The organism is Pseudomonas botevensis, from assembly GCF_019145475.1.
Lineage (GTDB): Bacteria > Pseudomonadota > Gammaproteobacteria > Pseudomonadales > Pseudomonadaceae > Aquipseudomonas > Aquipseudomonas botevensis.
Genome location: NZ_JAHTKI010000001.1, coordinates 399353 through 419519, shown reverse-complemented (window position 1 = coordinate 419519; position 20167 = coordinate 399353). Strand labels below are relative to the sequence as shown.

At 62.5% G+C, this 20167-nt stretch carries 20 protein-coding genes and 1 other RNA gene; 7 read left to right on the top strand and 14 right to left on the bottom strand.

What is annotated here, in order from left to right:
* Positions 1-26: 26 nt before the first annotated feature.
* The 8 genes from gcvT to KVQ74_RS01975 all read right to left on the bottom strand — a co-directional run bounded on the left by gcvT (position 27) and on the right by KVQ74_RS01975 (position 9029).
* The gene (gcvT, locus tag KVQ74_RS02010) at positions 27-1109 is read right to left on the bottom strand and encodes a glycine cleavage system aminomethyltransferase GcvT (protein ID WP_217829327.1); all 1083 of its coding nucleotides are present in this window, start codon (positions 1107-1109) and stop codon (positions 27-29) included.
* 155 nt (positions 1110-1264) lie between these two features.
* Positions 1265-2881 carry an ABC transporter permease gene (locus KVQ74_RS02005; RefSeq protein ID WP_217829326.1) on the bottom strand — a complete coding sequence of 539 codons (1617 nt, stop codon included), beginning with the start codon at positions 2879-2881 and terminating at the stop codon, positions 1265-1267.
* A 225-nt stretch (positions 2882-3106) separates the two neighbouring features.
* Positions 3107-4111, bottom strand: a complete 1005-nt coding sequence (locus KVQ74_RS02000) for an extracellular solute-binding protein (protein WP_217829325.1) — start codon at positions 4109-4111, stop codon at positions 3107-3109.
* 113 nt (positions 4112-4224) lie between these two features.
* The gene (locus KVQ74_RS01995) at positions 4225-5442 is read right to left on the bottom strand and encodes a 2-octaprenyl-3-methyl-6-methoxy-1,4-benzoquinol hydroxylase (RefSeq protein WP_217829634.1); all 1218 of its coding nucleotides are present in this window, start codon (positions 5440-5442) and stop codon (positions 4225-4227) included.
* A gap of 9 nt (positions 5443-5451) precedes the next feature.
* On the bottom strand, positions 5452-5937 hold the full coding sequence (locus KVQ74_RS01990; protein ID WP_217829324.1) for a DUF4442 domain-containing protein: 486 nt from the start codon (positions 5935-5937) through the stop codon (positions 5452-5454).
* Positions 5930-7117 carry a 2-octaprenyl-6-methoxyphenyl hydroxylase gene (ubiH, locus tag KVQ74_RS01985; protein ID WP_217829323.1) on the bottom strand — a complete coding sequence of 396 codons (1188 nt, stop codon included), beginning with the start codon at positions 7115-7117 and terminating at the stop codon, positions 5930-5932. Before ubiH ends, KVQ74_RS01990 begins: the two co-directional genes overlap by 8 nt.
* Positions 7114-8448, bottom strand: coding sequence for a Xaa-Pro aminopeptidase (gene pepP / locus KVQ74_RS01980; RefSeq protein WP_217829322.1), 1335 nt, complete (start codon positions 8446-8448; stop codon positions 7114-7116). The genes ubiH and pepP overlap by 4 nt, the downstream gene beginning before the upstream one ends.
* Positions 8449-8474: 26 nt before the next feature.
* The gene (locus tag KVQ74_RS01975) at positions 8475-9029 is read right to left on the bottom strand and encodes a YecA/YgfB family protein (RefSeq protein ID WP_217829321.1); all 555 of its coding nucleotides are present in this window, start codon (positions 9027-9029) and stop codon (positions 8475-8477) included.
* A gap of 134 nt (positions 9030-9163) precedes the next feature.
* Between KVQ74_RS01975 and KVQ74_RS01970 the strand changes: the two genes are divergently transcribed.
* From KVQ74_RS01970 to KVQ74_RS01955, 4 genes are all read left to right on the top strand, one after another.
* Positions 9164-9373 (top strand): TIGR02449 family protein, encoded by a 210-nt coding sequence (locus KVQ74_RS01970; RefSeq protein ID WP_217829320.1) that lies wholly within the window; start codon positions 9164-9166, stop codon positions 9371-9373.
* Positions 9370-9687 (top strand): cell division protein ZapA, encoded by a 318-nt coding sequence (locus KVQ74_RS01965; protein WP_217829319.1) that lies wholly within the window; start codon positions 9370-9372, stop codon positions 9685-9687. The genes KVQ74_RS01970 and KVQ74_RS01965 overlap by 4 nt, the downstream gene beginning before the upstream one ends.
* Positions 9688-9717: 30 nt before the next feature.
* Positions 9718-9896, top strand: a non-coding RNA gene (gene ssrS, locus KVQ74_RS01960) — 6S RNA.
* 81 nt (positions 9897-9977) lie between these two features.
* The gene (locus tag KVQ74_RS01955) at positions 9978-10583 is read left to right on the top strand and encodes a 5-formyltetrahydrofolate cyclo-ligase (RefSeq protein WP_217829318.1); all 606 of its coding nucleotides are present in this window, start codon (positions 9978-9980) and stop codon (positions 10581-10583) included.
* 49 nt (positions 10584-10632) lie between these two features.
* Here the strand turns inward: KVQ74_RS01955 and KVQ74_RS01950 are convergent, their stop codons facing one another.
* Positions 10633-10788 carry a hypothetical protein gene (locus KVQ74_RS01950; RefSeq protein ID WP_007911192.1) on the bottom strand — a complete coding sequence of 52 codons (156 nt, stop codon included), beginning with the start codon at positions 10786-10788 and terminating at the stop codon, positions 10633-10635.
* 197 nt (positions 10789-10985) lie between these two features.
* Between KVQ74_RS01950 and KVQ74_RS01945 the strand changes: the two genes are divergently transcribed.
* Entirely contained in the window at positions 10986-11438 is a 453-nt protein-coding gene (locus KVQ74_RS01945; RefSeq protein ID WP_217829317.1) for an EVE domain-containing protein, read from the top strand.
* A gap of 104 nt (positions 11439-11542) precedes the next feature.
* Here the strand turns inward: KVQ74_RS01945 and KVQ74_RS01940 are convergent, their stop codons facing one another.
* A complete protein-coding gene (locus KVQ74_RS01940; RefSeq protein ID WP_217829316.1) occupies positions 11543-11950 on the bottom strand; it encodes a flagellar basal body-associated protein FliL in 408 nt (135 codons plus the stop codon).
* A gap of 150 nt (positions 11951-12100) precedes the next feature.
* Here KVQ74_RS01940 and KVQ74_RS01935 point away from each other — a divergent pair, with 150 nt between their 5' ends.
* Together KVQ74_RS01935 and glpT are read left to right on the top strand one after the other, a co-directional pair.
* Positions 12101-13078 carry an NADPH:quinone oxidoreductase family protein gene (locus tag KVQ74_RS01935; protein WP_217829315.1) on the top strand — a complete coding sequence of 326 codons (978 nt, stop codon included), beginning with the start codon at positions 12101-12103 and terminating at the stop codon, positions 13076-13078.
* A gap of 237 nt (positions 13079-13315) precedes the next feature.
* Positions 13316-14665 (top strand): glycerol-3-phosphate transporter, encoded by a 1350-nt coding sequence (gene glpT / locus KVQ74_RS01930; RefSeq protein WP_217829314.1) that lies wholly within the window; start codon positions 13316-13318, stop codon positions 14663-14665.
* On the opposite strand, the gene KVQ74_RS01925 is transcribed toward glpT, so the two are convergent.
* The 4 genes from KVQ74_RS01925 to KVQ74_RS01910 all read right to left on the bottom strand — a co-directional run bounded on the left by KVQ74_RS01925 (position 14641) and on the right by KVQ74_RS01910 (position 20019).
* The gene (locus KVQ74_RS01925; RefSeq protein ID WP_217829313.1) at positions 14641-15309 is read right to left on the bottom strand and encodes a gamma-glutamylcyclotransferase; all 669 of its coding nucleotides are present in this window, start codon (positions 15307-15309) and stop codon (positions 14641-14643) included. The two genes, glpT and KVQ74_RS01925, sit on opposite strands and share 25 nt — an antisense overlap.
* Before the next feature lie 208 nt (positions 15310-15517).
* Positions 15518-16486, bottom strand: coding sequence for a CDP-6-deoxy-delta-3,4-glucoseen reductase (locus KVQ74_RS01920; RefSeq protein WP_217829312.1), 969 nt, complete (start codon positions 16484-16486; stop codon positions 15518-15520).
* Complete coding sequence (gene ubiD, locus KVQ74_RS01915; RefSeq protein WP_007951823.1) at positions 16486-17952, bottom strand: 4-hydroxy-3-polyprenylbenzoate decarboxylase; 1467 nt, start codon at positions 17950-17952, stop codon at positions 16486-16488. The genes KVQ74_RS01920 and ubiD overlap by 1 nt, the downstream gene beginning before the upstream one ends.
* A 69-nt stretch (positions 17953-18021) precedes the next feature.
* A complete protein-coding gene (locus tag KVQ74_RS01910) occupies positions 18022-20019 on the bottom strand; it encodes an acyltransferase family protein (RefSeq protein ID WP_217829311.1) in 1998 nt (665 codons plus the stop codon).
* Between the last annotated feature and the right edge of the window lie 148 nt (positions 20020-20167).

The following is a 20167-nucleotide window of genomic DNA, read 5'->3' as shown; positions in this document are numbered from 1 at the left end:
TCAGCGGTCGTACCCGCCGGAATAGGTTAGATCAACGTTTTGCCGTGACGGACGAAGGTCGGTTTGACCACCCGCACCGGGTACCACTTGCCACGGATTTCCACTTCGGCGCGGTCGGCAGTCGCCATCGGTACACGCGCCAGGGCAATCGACTTGCTAAGCGTAGGAGAGAAACTACCACTGGTGATCTCCCCTTCGCCAACATCGGCGATCCGGACCACCTGATGAGCGCGCAAAACCCCGCGTTCCTCAAGCACCAGACCGACCAGTTTGTGCTGCACACCCGCCGCCTGTTCCGCCTCCAGCGCGCTACGCCCGATGAACTGGCGCGAGGCCGGCTCCCAGGCGATGCTCCAGGCCATGTTCGAGGCCAGCGGCGAAACGTCTTGATGAATGTCCTGGCCATAGAGGTTCATGCCGGCTTCGACCCGCAGGGTATCGCGGGCGCCGAGGCCGATGGGGGAAATACCCGCGCCCACCAGATCGTTGTAGAAACCGGGAGCCTGGCTGGCCGGCAGGACAATTTCCAGACCGTCCTCGCCGGTGTAACCGGTGCGGGCAATGAACCAGTCGCCGTCGGCCTGACCTTCGAAGGGTTTGAGGAACTGGATCAGGGCGGCGCGGGACTGAGTCACCAGTTCGGCCACCTTCTGGCGTGCGTGCGGGCCTTGAATGGCGAGCATCGCCAGTTCGGAGCGCTCCTGAATCTGCACCTCGAAACCGCCGCGATGGGCTTCGATCCAGGCCAGATCCTGATCGCGGGTGGAGGCGTTGACCACCAGTCGGTAACCGTCATCGAGACGGTAGACGATCATGTCGTCGACGATGCCGCCGCGCTCGTTGAGCATCGTGCTGTACAACGCACGGCCGGGGCGGTGCAGGCGCTCGACGTCGTTGGCCAGCAAGTGCTGGAGCCAGGCCTTGGCCTGGTTGCCGGTGACATCGATCACGGTCATGTGGGAAACATCGAACACCCCGCAATCGCGGCGCACCTCATGGTGTTCCTCGACCTGCGAGCCGTAATGCAGTGGCATGTCCCAACCGCCAAAATCGACCATCTTCGCGCCGAGGGCGAGATGCAGGTCATACAGAGGCGTACGCTGTCCCATGGGTTTCTCCTTCCGGGCGTGGCGAAGGCGCGGACAGTCGCTGCAGGGATGAAAGCCGTGAAATAGAAGGCTCTCAGCCGATCTCAGCGAACGGGTCTGTCAGACGATCCGCACCGAATGCCGCGCATTGTAGCCGCATGATTCAGGACTGACGACTAAGTGTTTCGGTGCGCTGAGCGACGGATCAGGCCGATGACCGGAAGCAGTCCGACCAGAACCAGCGTCAGCGCCGGCAGCGACGCCCTCGCCCATTCGCCTTCGCTGGTCATTTCAAAGATCCGCACCGCCAGTGTGTCCCAGCCAAACGGGCGCATCAGCAGGGTTGCGGGCATTTCCTTGAGCACATCGACGAACACCAGCAACGCCGCACTGAGCGTGCCGGGCAACAACAACGGCAGATACACTTTGAAAAACAGTCGCGGCCCACTGACACCCAGACTACGTGCCGCTTCAGGCAAAGATGGCCGTATACGCGCCAGACTGCTTTCCAGAGGCCCATAGGCGACCGCAACGAAACGCACCAGATACGCCATCAACAGTGCCGCCAGACTGCCCAGCAGCAGCGGTTTGCCCGCACCGCCCAGCCAGCCCGAGAGCGGGATCACCAGCTGCCGGTCGAGATAACTGAAGGCCAGCATGATCGACACCGCCAGCACCGAACCCGGCAACGCATAACCGAGATTGGCCAGACCGACGCCGGAGTTGATTGTCGGTGTCGGCGCCAGGCGCCGGGCAAATGCCAGCAGCAAGGCAACGCTGACGGTAATCAACGCCGCCATCGCGCCCAGGTACAAGGTGTGCAGGATCAGCCCGGCGTAGCGCTCATCCAGATCGAAACGCCCGCGTTGCCAGAACCACACCACCAGTTGCAGCAGCGGAATCAAAAAGGCGCAGGCGAACACCAGACCACACCAACTCATGGCCGCCAACGCCTTGAGCCCGCGCAGGTGATACAGCGCCTTGACCCGTGGCCGCTCGTTGCTCGCCCGGTTCGCTCCACGCGCCCGGCGCTCGCCGTACAGCACCAGCATCACCACCAGCAGCAACAGGCTCGCCAGTTGCGCCGCGCTCGACAGGCTGAAGAAGCCATACCAGGTCTTGTAGATCGCGGTGGTGAAGGTGTCGAAGTTGAACACCGACACCGCGCCGAAATCCGCCAGGGTTTCCATCAGCGCCAGCGCCACGCCAGCCCCGATGGCCGGACGCGCCATTGGCAGCGCCACCCGCCAGAACGCCTGCCACGGCGACTGGCCGAGAACGCGCGCGGCTTCCATCAGGCCCTTGCCCTGGGCGAGGAACGCGGTGCGCGCCAGCAGGTAAACGTAGGGATAGAACACCAGCACCAGAACCACAATCACCCCGCCGGTGGAACGCACCCGTGGCAGCCTCAAGCCGCTGCCGAACCATTCGCGCAACAGGGTTTGCACCGGGCCGGCGAAGTCCAGCAGGCCGACGAACACGAATGCCAGCACATAGGCCGGAATCGCGAATGGCAGCATCAGCGCCCAATCGAGCCAGCGCCGTCCGGGGAATTCGCAGAGGCTGGTGAGCCACGCGAGGCTCACGCCGAGCAGGGTCACCCCGACTCCGACGCCGAGCACCAGGGTCAGGGTGTTGCCCAGCAGGCGCGGCATCTGGGTTTCCCACAGGTGCGACCAGATCTGCTGATCGATGGTTTGCCAGGACAGCAGCAGAACGCTGAGGGGGAGCAGCACCAATGCGGCGATGGCGAAGACGATGGGATACCAGCGGCGCTGGGCGGGGTGGGCCACTTTTAGAACTCTGGAGGGATGTAGGTGTTCTTGGTTTTTTGTTTCAGGTCAGGATTGTCGCCCTCTCCCGGAGGAAGAGGGGCTGACCGAAGTGTTCTTGCGGACTACGCCGACCTGCTACATCGAGCCGAACTCAAGTCTCGACCCAAATCGGCGCCCTCTCCCCCCGGGAGAGGGCTGGGGTGAGGGCTACGATCTCAAGCGAACACCGCAAGCGAAAAATACTCAGTTCCACCCCGCCCGATCCATCATCCGGATCGCCTCGGCCTGGCGCTTGCCCGCCACTTCCACCGGCAGGGTATCGGCCACGAACTCACCCCACGCCGCCACTTCCGCCGAAGGCTTCACCGCCGGATTGGCCGGGAACTCCTGGTTCACGTCGGCGAAGATTTTCTGCGCCTCAGGCGTGGTCATCCACTCCACCAACGCCTTGGCCGCTTGCGGGTGCGGTGCATGCCTGGTCAGGCCGATACCCGACAGGTTGACGTGGACCCCGCGATCCGCCTGGTTCGGCCAGAACAGTTTGACCGGCAGATCCGGCTTCTGCTGGTGCAGGCGGCCGTAGTAGTAAGTGTTGACGATACCGACGTCGCACTGGCCGGCGTTGATCGCTTCCAGCACCGCGACATCATCGGAGAACACGTCAGTGGACAGGTTATTGACCCAGCCCTTGAGGATCTTCTCGGTTTTCTCGGCGCCGTGGGTTTCGATCATGGTGGCGGTCAGCGACTGGTTGTAGACCTTCTTCGCCGTGCGCAGGCACAGGCGACCTTCCCAGTTCTTGTCGGCCAGTGCTTCGTAGGTGGTCAACTCGCCCGGTTTCACCCGTTCGGTGGAGTAGGCGATGGTCCGCGCGCGCAGGCTCAGGCCGGTCCAGGCGTGAGTGGACGAGCGATATTGCAGGGGAATGTTGGCGTCGATGGTCTTGGAGGTGAACGGCTGCAGAATGCCCATCTGCTCGGCCTGCCAGAGGTTGCCGGCATCGACGGTCAGCAGCAGGTCGGCGGTGGCGTTTTCGCCTTCGGCCTTGATGCGCTGCATCAGCGGCGCTTCCTTGTCGGTGATGAACTTGATCTTCACCCCGGTTTTCGCGGTGTAGGCATCGAACACCGGTTTGATCAGTTCATCGATGCGCGAGGAGTAAACCACCACCTCGTCGGCGGCCTGGGCGACGGTGCTGCCAATCAGGGTCAGGGCCAGTGCGGTCAGAAGACGCTGGGGTGCCAACATGGGAGTGATCTCTCGGTCGGGAAATGTGGCCCAAATGATAAGGACTCACATTTACCAGCTCAATCGAACACTTTTCGAAGGCGTTACCAGATGTTGCATGACCGGAAAAACGCTCAGGCCCTGGCAAGCGCCGGCAGGTCACCGGTCAATCCCAGCGCCTCGCGCACGAACAGCGCCTTGGCCTCGGGCATCTGCTCGACCATCTTCAGCCCGGCATTGCGCAACCAGCGCAGCGGCAGCGGATCGGCCTGGAACAACCGCTCGAAGCCCTCCATCGCCGCCATCAGCGCCAGGTTGTGCGGCATGCGCCGACGTTCGTAGCGGCTCAGCACTTTCACCTCGGCCAGGCGTTCGCCGCGCTCGGCGGCTTGCAGCAGTACTTCGGCCAGCACGGCGGCATCGAGGAAACCGAGGTTCACCCCCTGCCCGGCCAACGGGTGAATGGTGTGCGCGGCATCGCCGATCAACGCCAGGCCTTCGGCCACGTAGCGCTTGGCGTGACGCTGGCGCAGCGGCACGCAGAGTCGCGGATCGGCGCTGACGACGTCGCCCAGGCACCCTTCGAACGCCCGCTCCAGCTCACGGCAGAACGCCGCCTCGTCCAGCGCCATCAGGCGCTCGGCTTCGCCCGGCGTGGTCGACCAGACGATCGAACACCAATCCTGCTGGCCGTCGCGCTCCAGCGGCAGAAACGCCAGCGGCCCGTGATCGGTGAAACGCTGCCACGCCGTCATCCGGTGCGCCTTGCTGCTGCGCACGCTGGTGACGATGGCGTGATGCAGATAATCCCATTCACGGGTGGCCACGCCGGTCAGGCGGCGCACCGCCGAATTGGCGCCGTCCGCCGCGATCACCAGCGGCGCGCGCAGCTTGCGACCGTCGGCGAGGGTCAGCAGCCAGTCATCACCGGAGCGGCGCATCTGCTCCAGTCGCGCATTCGGCAGCAGGCCCATGTCGCAGTCGTGCAGACGTTCGAGCAAGGCGTCCTGCACCACGCGGTTTTCGACGATATGGCCGAGCACGTCGGCATGCACGCTGCTCGCCGAAAAGTGAATCTGGCCGGTGCCGCTGCCGTCCCAGACATGCATGTCGGTGTACGGACTGCTGCGACGTTTGGCGATGCCGTCCCATACACCGAGGCGCTCGAGAATCCGCTGGCTTGCCGCCGACAGGGCACTGACCCGAGGCTCGAACGGTGCCTGGGCATCGAATGGCTTGACGCTCAACGGGCTGCCGTCGAGCAGCAGGACTTCCAGCCCGCTGCCCTGCAACGCCAACGCCAGGGCACTGCCCACCATGCCGGCTCCGACAATCAGCACATCTGCGCGCATTTCCATGCTTTAAGCCTGTCTCGCTTGCGGCTTGAGCCGCACGTAAAGGGTTTTGCCGACGCGCGCCACCAGGTTGCCGGCGCCATCATGAATGTCGACCTGCAACTGCGGCAGGTACTTCTCGCCATTGGCGGTCTGCCGGCGGATCTCGTCGAGCAGGGTGTCGTCGATGTTGAACCGGGCGAACACCGGGCCTTTGCCCGGCGCAATGAAATCGATGTCGGCGGCCTTGTCCCAGACGATGTAGCGCGACCCGAGGTTCTCCATCAGCATCAGCATGTAGAACGGATCGACCATCGAATACAGACTGCCACCAAACTGAGTGCCGACGTAGTTGCGGTTGTACCAGCCCAGCCCCATCGACACGCGGATGTCGCGAAAGTCATCACTGATGTGCCGCACCCGCACACCGGCACCGAAGTATGGCGGGTAGAACGTCATCACCCAGCGCATCAGCTGCGCCTTGCCGAAGGTGCGGATCAACCACTTATACATCCGACCGCGTCCCCAGTCCCATGGCCTGGCGGGCGAACCAGCGTTTGGCCGGTGGTAACAGGTCGAGGCCGAGCAGACCGATATTGCGCCCCAGCGATACCAGCGGCTGGGTGCTGCCAAACAGCCGGGTGACCTGATCGGAGAAACCCACGGTCAGGTTCTGGTCCAGGCGCTGGCGCTCGCGATACGCCTGCAATGTGGCGAAGTCGCCCAAGGGTTTGTCGCTGGCCAGCAACGCCGCCGCCAGCGCATCGGCATCGCGCAGGGACAGGTTGAAGCCCTGCCCGGCAATCGGATGCAGGCTGTGCGCGGCGTTGCCGAGTACCGCCAGATGCGAGCGCACCTGCTCCTCGGCTTCCACCAGCGACAGCGGATACAGATGCCGCGCGCCAACCTGTTTCAGCGTGCCGAGGCGATAACCGAATACCCCCTGCAACTCACTGAGGAAGTCGCGCTCGCTCAGATCCGCCAGCCTCTGCGCGTCCATCCCCAGGCGGGTCCAGACCAGGGCGCAGCGGTTTTCCGGCAACGGCAGCAACGCCATCGGACCTTCATCGGTGAAACGCTCGAAGGCCATGCCGTTGTGCGCTTCGCTCGGGGTGATGTTGGCGATCAGCGCACTCTGGTTGTACGGACGCTTGCGCACGTTGATGCCCAGTTGCTCGCGCAGACCGGAGCGCCCGCCATCGGCGAGCACCGCGAGGTCGCACTCGACCGTGGTTTCATCGTTGAGGATCAGGCGATAGCCGTCGGGCAGCGGCTCCATGCGCGTAACTTCCGCCGGGCAGCGCCAGCTGATCACGTCCTTGTCGATGTGCTGCCACAGGCACTGGCCGAGCCAGGCGTTTTCCACCACGTAGCCGAGGGCCGGCACGCCCTCTTCCATCGCCGACAATCGGGCGGTGGAGAAGCGTCCACGGTCGGACACGTGAATCTGTTTGATCGGCTCGGCGCGGCGGGAGATTTCCTGCCACACGCCGAGGCGCTGATAAATCTGTCGCGAGCCGAAGGACAGCGCCGAAGAGCGCGCGTCGTAGCTCGGTTGCCAGCTGTTGCCGGGGGCGAACGGCTCGATCAGCACGATCTTCCAGCCGCGCGCCTTGGCCCCGGCCTGCAAGGCCAGCGCCAGACTGGCACCGACCAGGCCGCCACCGATGATTGCCAGATTGACCCGACTCATGCCGCGTGTGTCCGTGCCTGCGCCATCAGCGCCTCGATCTCGGCGACGGTTTTCGGCACACCGCCGGTCAGGATTTCACAACCGCTCTTGGTCACTACCACGTCGTCCTCGATGCGCACGCCAATGCCGCGCCATTTCTTCGCTACGTTCTGATTGTCCGGGGCGATGTAGATGCCCGGCTCCACGGTCAGCGCCATGCCGACTTCCAGCACCCGCCATTCGCCGCCGACCCTGTACTCGCCGACATCGTGTACATCCATGCCCAGCCAGTGGCCGGCGCGGTGCATATAAAAAGCCTTGTAGGCTTCGCTGGCGATCAACTCGTCGACGTCGCCCTGCAACAGGCCCAGCTTCACCAGCCCGCCGGTAATCACCCGAACCGTGGCTTCGTGCGCCTGGTTCCAGTGCTTGTTCGGCGCGATCTCGGTGAACGCGGCTTCCTGGGAGGCCAGCACCAATTCGTAGATCGCTTTCTGCTCGGGCGAAAACGTGCCGTTGACCGGCCAGGTGCGGGTGATGTCGCTGGCGTAGCAGTCGATCTCGCAACCGGCATCGATCAGCACCAGGTCGCCGTCCTTGAGCAGCGCGTCATTCTGCTGGTAATGCAGGATGCAGCTGTTGCGCCCGGCGGCAACGATCGAACCGTAGGCCGGCATCTTCGCCCCGCCCTTGCGGAATTCGTAGTCCAGCTCGGCTTCGAGGCTGTACTCGTAGAGCCCGGCGCGACTGGCCTGCATCGCCCGGATATGGGCCTGGGCCGAAATCCGCGCGGCTTCGCGCATCACCTTCACTTCCGCCGCCGATTTATACAGGCGCATGTCGTGCAGCAGATGATCCAGGGCAACGAATTCGTTCGGCGGCTGGGCGCCGAGGTGCGCCTTGGAGCGGATCACGTTGATCCAGTCCATCAGGTGGCGGTCGAATTCCGGGTTGCTGCCCATCGCCGAATACACCCGGTCGCGGCCTTCGATCAGGCCCGGCAGGATGTCGTCGATGTCGGTAATCGGGAAGGCGTCGTCGGCGCCGTACTCACGGATCGCGCCTTCCTGTCCGGCACGCAGGCCATCCCACAGTTCGCGCTCGGCGTTGCGCTCACGGCAGAACAACACGTATTCGCCATGTTCGCGGCCGGGCATCAGGACGATGACGGCCTGCGGCTCGGGGAAACCGCTCAGGTACTGGAAATCACTGTCCTGGCGGTAAACATGCTCGACGTCACGATTGCGGATCGCAACGGCGGCGGCGGGCAGGATGGCGATGCTGTTGGGTTCCATCTGCGCCATCAGGGCCTTGCGGCGACGGCTGTATTCCGCTTTCGGGATATGAATCATGGGCAGATGGCGTTCCCTGGCATCGATCAGTGCAGCGACGGTTTGGCCGGCGCTTCGTCGGTCTTCTTGGTTTCGGTGAACAGCAGCAGCGGCGCGACGCGCAGGTATTCCATGACTTCCATGTAGTCGTTTTCACCGTCGTCGGACTCTTCGAGCGCGTCCTGAACCTGGGAAATGGCCGCCAGATCCTGCAGCACTTCGTTCGCCTCGTCGCTCAGCGCGTAGGAGCGGCGGGTCAGGCCGAAACCGGTGAGGAAGCCCTGGCACCACTGGCCCAGCGCGGCAGCACGCTCGGTGAGCGGCGCATCGTCGGTCGGCAGCAGCAGAACCACGGCCATGTCATCGCCGGTCAGCTCACCCTTGACCATTTCTTGCAGGCCGATCAGGGCGTTGCGTACGTTGTCCGACGGTTCGCCTTCGAGCAGCTCGGCGGCATCAACCAGCCAGCTGTCGTGTTCAAAACCGGCGCCGGCGCAGCTGCGGCCGAGCAACAGGCCGTGCAGTTCGGCAGGCGAGACAGGATGGCCGCTGGAAGTCAGCAGGGTGGCGAAGGCTTGGTATGGAGAATTCTGAATGGGCATGGGCAGCTAGGCGCCAGACGGCGCTATGTCTAGAATGAAGGCCTTGTATCCTACATCGACAGACTCGCCAAGACTATTAAAGGCTGTCCGCCCGCCGGGCGCCTGCCGCCCATCAGACGAATTCAGTGGACACAATGGAAGACACCGACCTGCAAGCGCTGATGGCCAGACTCGAAAAGCTGATTACCCGAGTCGAGCAACTAAAGAGTCAAAACGCACTCTTACAAGCTCAGGAAAAGACCTGGCGCGAGGAACGCGCTCACCTCATTGAAAAAAACGAAATCGCCCGGCGTAAGGTCGAATCGATGATTTCGCGCCTCAAGGCCCTGGAGCAAGACTCATGAGTTCAAGCAATAGCGTTACCGTGCAGATCCTCGATAAAGAATATTCGATCATCTGCCCCCAGGAAGAACGCAGCAATCTGGTCAGCGCCGCCCGTTACCTGGACGGCAAGATGCGCGAGATCCGCAGCAGCGGCAAAGTCATCGGTGCCGACCGCATTGCCGTGATGGCCGCGCTGAACATCACCCATGACTTCTTGCACAAAGCTGACAGCCCGGATATCCAGGCCAGCAGTTCGACCCGCGAACAGGTGCGAGACTTGCTCGATCGTGTCGATCTGGCCCTGGCCGACGACACGGATGTCAGCAAAGGCTGATTCGCCGGGCCGCTTGAGGTATACTCGCCGCACTCCCTGGGGTGCTTGCCAGTTGACGATGTCCCTGAGCCGATTTGCACTACCCTGGGGGTTGCACGTTGGGCTGGTGTGCATGTCCGCCAGACGGAAAGCCTTAAAGCCTACTGCATCCTCCACCTTGAACTCTCGGGTTCAAGGGCTAAGTCGACAGCGGCTCATCCGGGGAGCCTGATTCGAATCCGATGCCGGTGCATGCCGGCATCGGATTTTTTATGCGTACGTTTTCGCACCCATCCTGCCGAAGCCGAACCATGACCGAACCTGCGTTGCTGCCCCGCCCTCAACTGCGCCGCCTGCTGCGCAAGGCCCGCCGTTCGCTGACCCCGAGCGAGCAACGCCAAGCCGCCCAAGGCCTGTACAAACAACTGGCGCAACACCCGCAGTTCCGCCGGGCGAAACACATTTCCCTGTACCTGCCCACCGACGGTGAAATCGACCCGCGCCTGTTGCTGCGCGCCGCCCAGCGTCGGGGCAAGGCCACTTACCTGCCGGTTCTCAGCGCCTGGCCGCGAACCAAAATGGTCTTCCAGCGCATCCGGCCAGGGGAAAAGCTAAAACCCAACCGCTTCCGGATTCTCGAACCGCGAGTCAATCTGGCCCGGCAGCGCAAGATCTGGGCACTGGATCTGGTGTTGTTGCCATTGGTGGGGTTTGACGACGTCGGTGGTCGTCTGGGAATGGGCGGCGGGTTCTACGACCGCAGCCTGGCGTACCTCGCCCGCCGCCAGAACTGGCGCAAGCCGACGCTGTTGGGCCTGGCCCATGAATGTCAGAAGGTCGAACGTCTGGCGCAGGCCAGTTGGGATGTACCGTTGCAAGGCACGGTCACCGACAGGGCATGGTATTTCGCGGGATAGGCTTACGGGACAAGGCGTCACTCGAACGGCGACGCCGGGAGGGCAGTGTTCAGCGCTTGAAGGCTGTCGACTGTTGTACTTGTTGCGCCACTTCAATCGGAGCATCGGCCTTGTTCGCCCACAGGCTTTGCGCATAACCGGTGGTCACGACGCCCAGGCCAAACAAAATAACCAAAGTCCACAGCAAATCCGGTTTGCGTTTCATCGATTGCCCCCCTCAAGGCACATCATCACGATGACAGCAGCGGTTTCCATTCGTAGGCCGTGCAGCAGCGTCAAGCAATAAAGGCCGGCATTTTGCGGCAACGTGACCCAACGCGCAAATGCTGGCGCCAACCGACCGTCGGTTTGTCATAAAATTGCCCGACAACTTGCCCAACCACCCCGCGAGGAGCAAAAACCATGGCCTACTGGCTGATGAAATCCGAGCCCGACGAACTCTCGATCAAAGGCCTGGAAAAGCTCGGCAAGGCGCGCTGGGACGGCGTGCGCAACTATCAGGCGCGCAATTTCCTGCGGGCGATGGCGGTGGGGGACGAATTCTTTTTCTATCACTCCAGTTGCCCGGAGCCAGGAATCGCCGGCATCGGCCGGATCGTCGAAGCGGCGTATCCGGATCCGACGGCACTGGAGCCGGAGAATCATTACTTCGACCCCAAGGCCACGGCGGAGAAAAACGCCTGGAGCGCCATCGATGTCGGCCACGTCGAGACGTTTGCGCGGGTTTTGAAGCTTGATTACCTGAAACAGCAGACCGCACTGGCCGAGATGCCCCTGGTGCAGAAGGGTTCGCGGCTGTCGGTGATGCCGGTGACACCGGAGCAATGGGCAACGGTGATTGCCCTCAAACCCTGAGCCATGGTCTGGGCGAAAGAAGGCTTTCGCGAGCAAGCCCGCTCCCACAACAACCGGTGAGAGCGGGCTTGCTCGCAAATGGGCTCGCCCGGACAGCAGAAGCCTTACTGAATGATCAGGTTGTTGAACAACAGATCCTCGACCACCGGTTTGCCGGTTTCGTCATTCATCACTTGCTGGGTCTGCTTCAAGGCTTCCTGACGCAGTTTTTCCTTGGCTTCGACACTGTTCATGGTCTCGGTGGTCTGCTGGGCGAACAGCGCCACCAGTTGATTGCGAATCAGCGGCTCGTTGGCCTTGACCAGTTTGGTCGCCTCGTCGCCCGTCACGCGCAACGCCACGTCGGCCTTGTAGACCTTGAGTTTCGGTGTGCCGTCCAACCCGTAGTTGCCCACGAACGGCGGGCTCAGAGAGATGTAGTTGACCTTCGGCGCCTCGCCTTCTTTGGCTTCTTCGGCCAGCGCTGCCACAGGCAGAGACAGGGCCAGCAACAACATGATCCACGCTTTCACAATTCGCTCCTTATCCGGTTTGCGGCCTAGCATAACGACCCGCCGCGCAAGCACAAGCTTATGGCTGACTATCAGGCCCGGGCATGCTCGTTGACCGGTCGACCGCCACACCTACACTTATCGGCCATCACTCCCAAAGGAATAGCCCTGATGAAAGCCGTGCTGTGCAAAGCCTTCGGCCCTGCCGAATCGCTGGTGCTGGAAGACGTCGCCAGTCCTGTCGCGAAGAAGAACGAAATCCTGCTGGAGGTTCACGCTGCCGGGGTCAACTTTCCCGACACGCTGATCATCGAGGGCAAATACCAGTTCAAGCCACCCTTCCCGTTTTCCCCGGGTGGTGAAGCGGCCGGCGTGGTCGGCGCGGTGGGCGAAAAGATCAGCCATCTGAAAGTCGGCGACCGGGTCATGGCCCTGACGGGCTGGGGCAGCTTCGCCGAGCAGGTCGCGGTGCCGGGCTACAACGTGCTGCCGATTCCACCATCGATGGATTTCAACACCGCCGCCGCGTTCAGCATGACCTACGGCACGTCGATGCACGCCCTCAAACAACGCGGCAACCTGCAGCCGGGTGAAACCCTGCTGGTATTGGGTGCGTCCGGCGGCGTTGGCCTGGCGGCGGTGGAAATCGGCAAAGCCATGGGCGCCCGGGTGATCGCCGCCGCCAGCAGCGCGGAAAAACTCGCGGTAGCCAAGGCGGCCGGCGCCGACGAACTGATCAACTACAGCGAAACCAGCCTCAAGGACGAAATCAAACGCCTCACCGACGGCCAGGGCGCCGATGTGATCTACGACCCGGTCGGCGGCGACCTGTTCGACCAGGCCATCCGTGCCATCGCCTGGAACGGCCGCCTGCTGGTGGTCGGTTTCGCCAGCGGGCGGATTCCCGAGCTGCCGGTCAACCTCGCCCTGCTCAAGGGGGCGGCGGTCCTCGGCGTATTCTGGGGTTCGTTCGCCCAGCGTCAGCCTCAGGACAACGCGGCGAACTTCCAGCAACTGTTCGGCTGGTTCGCCGAGGGCAAGCTGAAACCGCTGGTGTCGCAGGTGTATCCGCTGAGCAACGCAGCCCAGGCGATCAACGATCTCGGACAGCGCAAGGCTGTGGGCAAGGTGGTGGTGCAGGTGCGCTGAATCGGACGGGCGATCCGGACTCCTGCACAAGGGTCCGGATCGCGCTCCTGCTCCTTTCCACGCAGATATGTAATGTTTCCCACAACGTCCTGCTCTTACATCTGAGCGACATGTTCATAAAGGAACGCTCGACTTCCAACATTTCCGCTGTTTTGCCGATGGGAAGCGGTGCTATTTTCGGTAACGAAACTGTAACATTCGCATCCGCAGTCAAAACAAGAAATCTGGAGCTCTTGAATGTTTGCTTTCTTTCGACCTGCCGCACATCAGGCTCCCCTGCCTGAAGAAAAAATAGACAGCACCTACCGACGCCTGCGCTGGCAGATCTTCGCCGGTATCTTCTTTGGTTATGCGGGTTACTACCTGCTGCGCAAGAACTTCTCCCTGGCCATGCCGTACCTGATCGACGAGGGCTACAGCCGTGGCGACCTGGGTCTGGCGATGTCGGCCATCGCCATCGCCTACGGTCTGTCCAAGTTCCTGATGGGCCTGGTGTCCGACCGTTCCAACCCGCGTTACTTCCTGCCATTCGGTCTGCTGGTATCGGCCGGGGTGATGTTCATTTTCGGTTTCGCGCCATGGGCCACGTCCAGTGTGACCATGATGTTCATCCTGCTGTTCATCAACGGCTGGGCCCAGGGCATGGGCTGGCCGCCGAGCGGTCGCACCATGGTCCACTGGTGGTCGCAGAAAGAACGTGGCGGCGTGGTGTCGGTGTGGAACGTGGCGCATAACGTCGGCGGCGGTCTGATCGGCCCGCTGTTCCTGCTCGGCATGGGCCTGTTCAACGACTGGCACGCGGCGTTCTACGTGCCGGCGGCGGTCGCCCTGGCGGTGGCGGCGTTTGCCTTCATCACCATGCGCGACACCCCACAATCGGTCGGCCTGCCGCCGATCGAGAAGTACAAGGACGACTACCCGGAAGGCTACGACGCCAGCCACGAAGACGAATTCAGCGCCAAGGAAATCTTCGTCAAATACGTGCTGCGCAACAAAATGCTCTGGTACATCGCCTTGGCCAACGTCTTCGTCTACCTGCTGCGCTACGGCGTGCTGGACTGGGCGCCGACCTACCTCAAGGAAGCCAAGCACTTCGACGTCGACAAGACTTCGTGGGCCTATTTCTTCTATGAGTGGGCAGGCATTCCGGGCACGCTGCTGTGCGGCTGGATGTCGGACAAGATCTTCCGTGGCAACCGTGGCCTGACCGGCATGGTGTTCATGGCGCTGGTGACCGTGGCGACCCTGGTCTACTGGCTGAACCCGGCCGGCAACCCGACCGTCGACATGATCGCGCTGTTCTCCATCGGCTTCCTGATCTACGGCCCGGTGATGCTGATCGGCCTGCAGGCGCTGGAACTGGCACCGAAGAAAGCTGCCGGCACTGCGGCGGGTTTCACCGGCCTGTTCGGGTATCTGGGTGGTTCAGTCGCGGCGAGCGCGGCGATGGGTTACACCGTCGACCACTTCGGCTGGGACGGCGGTTTCGTGCTGTTGGTAGGCGCTTGCCTGCTGTCGATGGCCTTCCTGGCCCCGACCCTGATGCACAAGCAAGCTGCCAGTCAGAGCCGCGAAGCGATCGCCTGATCGGCTTTTGATTTACAGCGCTTGAGCCGCGCCTCCAGATTCCGGTCTGGCATGGCGTGGCTGCGCAGGGCGTGGGCGGTCTGCTCGACATAGTCGCGCGTCGTGCCGTAACGCCCGCAAGCGCTTTCGAACACCTGGCTCAGCACATGATCCGGCAAGTTGCCGGCATAGCTGGGCAGGTGCCGCTCCAGGACAAATCCCAAAGCCTGAACCTGGCTGCCATCTTCGAGACGGCAGTTGAGCCAGTGTGGCCGATAGGACGGCACTGGCATTTCGCGCTTCCACAAGGCGTACAGCGCGCTGTCGAGATTGTCTTCCGGCAGGCGGTAGGCGAACCCGCTGCATGAACCGCCACGATCCAGACCGAACACCAGCCCCGGCATTTCCGGCGTACCCCGGTGCTCGTGGGACCACAGGTACAAGCCGCGATGATAGCCATGCACCCGACCGCGCACCCGCTCCACCGCCGTGCATTCCGGGCGCCAGATCAACGATCCGTAGGCGAACAGCCACACCGGCCCGCCCTTGTGGCGCGCCATGGTCGATTGCATGGAAGCGAGAAGTTGTTCGTGGGTCAGCTGCGCCCCGAGATCAAGCCTTGGAGGGTAAGCCAGGTTCAGAAAAGTGTTTTCGATGGCACTCATGGCGAATAGCGTTCAGCTCCCCGCGGGTGAAGAATTACTTAATAGAACGCACCGCTGTAACAATAAGGCACATATCTTTTAAGGCATTTTAAATGCCGTGGCACGCTTCTTAATAATTGCCTGATTGATATATAACCTACCGATATTTATGCAATTACATAAATACCGATCGGCTATATAGAGAGTTATAACGACTCAAGAGCGCGGCTCAAGAGCGCGGCGCGTACGCGAACACATCGGCGCGCATCTGATGCGCATCCATGCCCGCTTCCACCAGCGCATCCAGGGTGCCATAGACCATGGCCGGCGAGCCGCTGGCGTAGACGTGCAGGGGCTTGAGATCGGGGAAATCCTCGCACACCGCTTCGTGCAACATCCCGCAGCGCCCTTCCCAGCCGCACTGATCGCTGACCACTTTGTGCAGGTACAGATTGGGCAACTTCAGCCATTCGTCCCAATGTTCGATCTGGTAGAAATCTTCCGGCCGCCGCACGCCCCAGTACAGATGCACCGGATGTTTGAAGCCGGCTGCACGGCAATGCTCGATCAGACTGTGAATCTGCCCCATGCCGGTGCCGGCCGCGATCAACACCAGCGGCCCGTCCGGCAGTTCCGCAAGATGGGTGTCGCCGAATGGCAGCTCGACCCGCACCAGCGGGTTGCGCTGCAATTGCCGGATCAGGTTCAGCGCACTGGATTCGCGCGCCAGCACATGGATTTCCAGGTCACGCCCGCCGTGCGGCGCCGAGGCCATGGAGAACGCCGATTTCTCACCGCTCTCGCGCTCGATCATCAAGTACTGACCGGCGTGATAACGCGGCGGCTTGCCCGCCGGCGCCCGCAGACGCACGCGCCAGGTATCGCCGCCGACGTCCCGGCATTCGATGACCTGACACGACAGGCTGCGCACCGGCAGTTCTCCCAGCGCGAGCACGCCATCCCACAGCACGATGCAGTCTTCCAGCGGCTCGGCTATGCAAGTGTAGAACTCGCCGTGGTCATGCACCTTGCCGGACTGTTCGACCCGGCCTTCCACCAGCAGCGCCGCACACACATGGCAATTGCCATTGCGGCAGCTTTGCGGGCATTCGTAGCCCAGGCGCCGCGCACCATCGAGAATCCGCTCTCCGGGCCGTATCTCAAGCACCGCTCCGGAGGGCTGCAGGGTTACACGCATCAATCTATTCCTAACTGATTCCAGATGGCATCGATCCGCTGGGTGACGGCGTCGTCCTTGACGATCACGCGGCCCCATTCGCGAGTGGTTTCGCCCGGCCACTTGTGGGTGGCATCCAGGCCCATTTTCGAGCCAAGTCCGGAAACCGGCGAAGCGAAGTCGAGGTAGTCGATCGGCGTGTTGTCGATCATCACCGTGTCGCGCTTGGGGTCCATGCGCGTGGTGATGGCCCAGATCACGTCGTTCCAGTCCCGGGCGTTGATATCGTCGTCGGTGACGATAACGAACTTGGTGTACATGAACTGTCGCAAAAACGACCAGACACCGAGCATCACGCGCTTGGCATGCCCCGGATACGACTTCTTCATCGTCACCACGGCCATGCGGTACGAGCAGCCTTCCGGCGGCAAGTAGAAGTCGGTGATTTCCGGGAACTGCTTCTGCAGGATCGGCACGAACACTTCGTTCAGCGCCACGCCGAGGATCGCCGGCTCATCCGGCGGACGCCCGGTGTAGGTGCTGTGGTAGATCGGTTTGATCCGGTGGGTGATGCGCTCGACGGTGAACACCGGGAAGCTGTCGACTTCGTTGTAGTAACCGGTGTGGTCGCCGTACGGACCTTCGTCGGCCATCTCGCCCGGATGGATCACGCCTTCGAGGATGATTTCGGCGGTGGCCGGCACTTGCAGGTCGTTGCCACGGCACTTCACCAGCTCCGTGCGGCTATCGCGCAGCAGCCCGGCAAAAGCGTATTCGGAGAGGCTGTCCGGCACCGGCGTGACCGCGCCGAGAATGGTTGCCGGATCGGCGCCAAGGGCCACCGACACCGGGAATGGCTGGCCCGGATGCTTTTCGCACCACTCGCGAAAATCCAGTGCGCCACCACGGTGGCTAAGCCAGCGCATGATGACCTTGTTGCGGCCGATCACTTGCTGACGGTAGATGCCGAGGTTCTGGCGATCCTTGTTCGGGCCTTTGGTGACGGTCAGGCCCCAGGTGATCAGCGGGGCAACATCGCCCGGCCAGCAGGTCTGCACCGGCAGCATGGCCAGATCGACGTCATCGCCTTCGATGACCACTTCCTGGCACGGGGCGTCTTTGACCACTTTCGGTGCCATCGCGATGATCTTGCGGAAGATCGGCAGCTTCGACCACGCGTCCTTCAAGCCCTTCGGTGGCTCCGGCTCCTTGAGGAAGGCCAGCAGTTTGCCGATCTCGCGCAGCTCGCTGACCGACTCGGCGCCCATGCCCATGGCGACACGCTCAGGGGTGCCGAACAGGTTGCCGAGCACCGGAATGTCGTAGCCGGTCGGCTTCTCGAACAGCAGTGCCGGGCCTTTGGCCCGTAGCGTGCGGTCGCACACCTCGGTCATTTCCAGCACCGGCGAAACGGGAATCTGGATGCGTTTCAACTCTCCGCGCTGCTCAAGCTGCTGCACGAAATCCCGAAGATCCTTGAATTTCATTGACGATGGCACCCTCAAAATAGGCGTACATCCTACCTGCTATGCCGGCTGCTGGCAGCCCGTCAGCGCTTACTTGGCTGCATTCACCCGACCTTTTTCAAGCTTCACCCCGGCCTGCAGGCCAACAAACAGCGGCTCGAGGATCGGAGCCACGAACCGCGCGCCGACTTCCGAGAGATGGTTGTCATCGGTGTACAGCGAGTAGCCATTGAGTTCGGCGCGGCACAGACCGCTTTCATCGCACAGCCGTGGCGCCGGATCGATCACCCGCACCGCCGGGTCCTGTGCCAGTTGCGCGAACAACTGGCTGATGAAAGCCTGACGCTTGTGATGCTCGGCGACCGCCAGACCGACGTCATCCACCGGACGATCGAGCATCGCCAGCCGCGTGAGGCGATACGGCGGGCTGAAGGCCTGCAGCGGCGCCTCCTTGACCAGCCAGACCCGATGCCCGCCCGCGCGCAATTGCGCGATCCGTGCCCGCAGGCCATCGGCCAGACGCTGCTCGGCGGCGGCGCGCTCGTAATGCCCGTCGGGTTTTCTCAGCGCGTGGCCCAGATCACCCTTGGCGTCGCCATAGAGATACAGACTCCAGCGCGCCACCAGCACCACGTCACTGACGGCTTGCGGCTTGAGCGCCTGTTCGACGCGCTGGTTGAACCGCGCGCAACGGGCATCGTGCTCAAGGCCCTCCAGCGGCAGGCAACCGGGAGAACTGGCCAGAATCACGCTGACCCCATGGGCCTTGGCGCCGTCATCGAATACCGGAATCAGCGCCGTGGCGTGGCTGTCACCCCAGACCAGCGCCCGGGACGGCCGGTTGTCGGCGCCGTAGTGGCAGAACAGTTTGTCGTCGGGGGTCTTGTCGTCGGCCAGGCAGGCCATCAGCTCCGGCCGCCAGTCGCGCCCCTTGGCGTATTGCAGGGCCTGATCGGACAGGCGCCATGGCAGGCCGTCGGTCCAGCGCAGGGTCTGCCCGGCCAGGCCGAGCACCAGCACACCGCATGCACCGGCGAGAAGGATCTGCCGCCGTCCGGCGAACACGCGCCGCTCGCGAAACGGCGTCTCGACGAACTTCCACGACAGGTAACCCAGCACCAGGGTCAGCAGAATCAGCCCTGCGCTGTCGAGCAGGCCGGGTTCATCGACGCTCGCGTAACTGGAAAACACGAACACCGGCCAGTGCCACAAATACCAGGAATAGGAAATCAGACCGAGACCGACCATCAGCCGACTGCTCAAGCACTGCCCCACCCAGGTCTGGCGATGACCGTTGGCCAGAATCAGCGCCACCACGCCCAGTACCGGCAGCAACGCCGCCGCGCCGGGGAACGGCGTGCTCTTGTCATAACCGAACACCGCCAGCAGGATCAGCCCCATGCCGAGCAGGCTCAGCCATTGCGCCGCCATTGGCTTGAGTCGCCAGCCGTGCTTGGGCGCAATCGCCAGCATCGCACCGGCCAGCAGCTCCCAGGCGCGCATCGGCAGCAGGAAGAAGGCCTTTTCCGGATGCTGACCGACCGCCCATACACTCAGGCCGAACGACAGCAGCAACACGCCAAACAGCGCCAGCCGCCAGTGTTTCAAGCGGCTCGACAGCAGGGTCAGCAACAACGGGAAAATGATGTAGAACTGCTCTTCCACCGCCAGCGACCATGTGTGCAGCAGCGGTTTGAGATCCGAGGCGACATCGAAATAGCCGTCCTGGCGCATGAACAGGATGTTCGAGACGAACATCACCTGATAGCGCACCGAACGCCCCAGCTCTTCGTAATCCTTGGGCGCCAGCAGGAACCAGCCCACCGCCAGCACAGCGACGATCATCGCGAACAGCGCCGGCAGAATCCGTCGCGCCCGGCGCGCCCAGAACTCGACGAAACTGAAACGACCAGCCTGGCGCTGGTTCCAGATGATCGAGGTGATCAGATAACCGGAAATCACGAAAAACACGTCCACGCCGACAAACCCGCCGGTAAACCCAGGGACGCCAAAGTGGAACAGCACCACGGCAATCACTGCGACTGCGCGCAAGCCGTCGATATCCCTTCGATAAGCGAGTGTGCTCATAAAACCTTAATGCCAATCAGATGGTTGTTTTTTGTACAGACGCCATACCTCTCGAAGAGGCTCGCGGACGCTGCTTTTTGTTGTGCCAACAAATGACCTTAGACGACTCAAAACCTCCCATCTACCGGACGGAAAACCGGCAAAAAAA

What these genes read in the sequence shown, in the direction of transcription:
- gcvT (WP_217829327.1), bottom strand. Translation starts at nt 1,109, where the DNA reads ATGGGACAGCGTACGCCTCTGTATGACCTGCATCTCGCCCTCGGCGCG.
- ubiH (WP_217829323.1), bottom strand. Translation starts at nt 7,117, where the DNA reads ATGAGTCGGGTCAATCTGGCAATCATCGGTGGCGGCCTGGTCGGTGCC.
- KVQ74_RS01910 (WP_217829311.1), bottom strand. Translation starts at nt 20,019, where the DNA reads ATGAGCACACTCGCTTATCGAAGGGATATCGACGGCTTGCGCGCAGTC.
- pepP (WP_217829322.1), bottom strand. Translation starts at nt 8,448, where the DNA reads ATGATTCATATCCCGAAAGCGGAATACAGCCGTCGCCGCAAGGCCCTG.
- KVQ74_RS01970 (WP_217829320.1), top strand. Translation starts at nt 9,164, where the DNA reads ATGGAAGACACCGACCTGCAAGCGCTGATGGCCAGACTCGAAAAGCTG.
- KVQ74_RS02000 (WP_217829325.1), bottom strand. Translation starts at nt 4,111, where the DNA reads ATGTTGGCACCCCAGCGTCTTCTGACCGCACTGGCCCTGACCCTGATT.
- KVQ74_RS01945 (WP_217829317.1), top strand. Translation starts at nt 10,986, where the DNA reads ATGGCCTACTGGCTGATGAAATCCGAGCCCGACGAACTCTCGATCAAA.
- KVQ74_RS01975 (WP_217829321.1), bottom strand. Translation starts at nt 9,029, where the DNA reads ATGCCCATTCAGAATTCTCCATACCAAGCCTTCGCCACCCTGCTGACT.
- KVQ74_RS01955 (WP_217829318.1), top strand. Translation starts at nt 9,978, where the DNA reads ATGACCGAACCTGCGTTGCTGCCCCGCCCTCAACTGCGCCGCCTGCTG.
- KVQ74_RS01990 (WP_217829324.1), bottom strand. Translation starts at nt 5,937, where the DNA reads ATGTATAAGTGGTTGATCCGCACCTTCGGCAAGGCGCAGCTGATGCGC.
- KVQ74_RS01995 (WP_217829634.1), bottom strand. Translation starts at nt 5,442, where the DNA reads ATGCGCGCAGATGTGCTGATTGTCGGAGCCGGCATGGTGGGCAGTGCC.
- KVQ74_RS01935 (WP_217829315.1), top strand. Translation starts at nt 12,101, where the DNA reads ATGAAAGCCGTGCTGTGCAAAGCCTTCGGCCCTGCCGAATCGCTGGTG.
- glpT (WP_217829314.1), top strand. Translation starts at nt 13,316, where the DNA reads ATGTTTGCTTTCTTTCGACCTGCCGCACATCAGGCTCCCCTGCCTGAA.
- KVQ74_RS01920 (WP_217829312.1), bottom strand. Translation starts at nt 16,486, where the DNA reads ATGCGTGTAACCCTGCAGCCCTCCGGAGCGGTGCTTGAGATACGGCCC.
- ubiD (WP_007951823.1), bottom strand. Translation starts at nt 17,952, where the DNA reads ATGAAATTCAAGGATCTTCGGGATTTCGTGCAGCAGCTTGAGCAGCGC.
- KVQ74_RS01950 (WP_007911192.1), bottom strand. Translation starts at nt 10,788, where the DNA reads ATGAAACGCAAACCGGATTTGCTGTGGACTTTGGTTATTTTGTTTGGC.
- KVQ74_RS01965 (WP_217829319.1), top strand. Translation starts at nt 9,370, where the DNA reads ATGAGTTCAAGCAATAGCGTTACCGTGCAGATCCTCGATAAAGAATAT.
- KVQ74_RS01925 (WP_217829313.1), bottom strand. Translation starts at nt 15,309, where the DNA reads ATGAGTGCCATCGAAAACACTTTTCTGAACCTGGCTTACCCTCCAAGG.